Source organism: Scrofimicrobium canadense (assembly GCF_009696615.1).
In the GTDB taxonomy this organism is placed as follows: domain Bacteria; phylum Actinomycetota; class Actinomycetes; order Actinomycetales; family Actinomycetaceae; genus Scrofimicrobium; species Scrofimicrobium canadense.
In genome coordinates this window covers 1-1,487 of the sequence record NZ_VULO01000038.1, presented here as the reverse complement: position 1 = coordinate 1,487, position 1,487 = coordinate 1, and the positions used below count along the sequence as shown (strand labels likewise).

Here is a 1,487-nt window from a genome sequence, read left to right as displayed (position 1 = left end):
CCCGGCCGTGCCCCGTTCCGGTGTGTGTCGATGGTGAGGGGAAAGGATGAAGATTTATGGATATTGTTCATGAAAGAGTCTGTGGTATGGACATTTCGAAGCGTGATGTCAAGGTTGCGGTGCGGCTGCCGGGCAAGCGTAAAGGAACGTTTTCTACTGAAGTGACTACTTGGGGTGCTACAGCAGGCCAGGTTTTAGATCTTACTGGGTATCTCGGCAAGATCGGGGTGACTTCTGTGGTGATGGAAGCAACGAGCGACTATTGGAAACCGTTCTATTACGTCATGGAAGAGTCTTTGCCGGTCATGTTGGTCAATGCTAAGTCAGCTCGTAATATTCCTGGCCGCAAGAGCGATGTTTCAGATGCCGCATGGCTGGCTCAACTAGGAGCGCATGGCCTTCTCCGGGCGTCATTTGTTCCGCCTCCAGCGATCCGTGAATTGCGAGACCTTACTCGGGCTCGGACGATCGCGGTGCGTGATCAAGCTAAACAGAAGCAACGCTTAGAGAAGTTTCTTGAGTCTTCCGGGATCAAACTGTCCTCGGTGGTCTCGGAGCTGCTTGGGGTCTCTGGCCGGTCAATGCTTGAGGCGTTAGCCCGGGGAGAACGAGATCCAGAAGTGCTGGCTGATCTGGCCCACAAGAGGCTGCGTAACAAGATTCCCGAACTTGTGCAAGCATTGCAGGGGCGATTCAGTGAGCATCACGAGTTCATGGTCTCTCAATACCTCGCTCAGATTGATCGCCACCAGGAAATGATTACACAGTTAACAGGGCGTATCGAGCATGTGATTCAAAGAGAGGATTTTGGTGGGGCCCGCGATTTATTGCTAACCGTTCCAGGTGTTGCTACCCGAGTCGCTGATGTGATCATCGCTGAAACTGGCGCAAACATGACCGTTTTCCCTTCCGCAGGGCATTTAGCATCCTGGGCGGGAGTATGCCCAGGAATGAATGAGTCCGCCGGCATCGTTCGTTCATCCCATGTCACTCACGGCAACGCCTATCTCAAGGGAGCCCTAGGCATAGCAGCAATGTCAGCGATTCGAGGAAAGAATAACTATCTAGGTGCGAAGTACAGGCGTCTGGCCGGGCGACGAGGCGCAATGAGGGCCTTGGTTGCCGTGCAACACTCCATGCTCTCCGCGATGTGGCACATGCTCCAAACAGGAGAGATCTACAACGATCCCGGGCAAGATTACTTCACCAGACTCAAGCCAGAAAAGGCCCGTCACAAGGCAATACGTCAACTCGAACAACTAGGATACCAAGTGAGTATCACGCCCCAGAAACCTGACTAACTCACCTATTTTCGTAATAGTCTTTCGCGTCTGGCCAGCGGTGGGCGAAAGTGGGGGTGCCTCCCGCTTCTTTGGCGGGGGAATGGCAAACGCGTTCAATGCGGGTTTCCATCGCATTGTCCAGCGTACCTGGCCCCTCCCGGTTGGGTCGAGGGACCGCACCGTGAGGTACAAGCATTTCAGTGC

Annotated in this window: 2 protein-coding genes; one reads left to right on the top strand and one right to left on the bottom strand. The window is 54.1% G+C overall.

What is annotated here, in order from left to right:
* The first annotated feature begins 56 nt into the window (after positions 1–56).
* Positions 57–1,301, top strand: coding sequence for an IS110 family RNA-guided transposase (locus FYJ24_RS12380; RefSeq protein WP_154546730.1), 1,245 nt, complete (start codon positions 57–59; stop codon positions 1,299–1,301).
* 1 nt (position 1,302) lies between these two features.
* On the opposite strand, the gene FYJ24_RS12375 is transcribed toward FYJ24_RS12380, so the two are convergent.
* A partial coding sequence (locus FYJ24_RS12375; protein ID WP_206192723.1) for a hypothetical protein occupies positions 1,303–1,487 on the bottom strand: 185 nt, incomplete at its 5' end.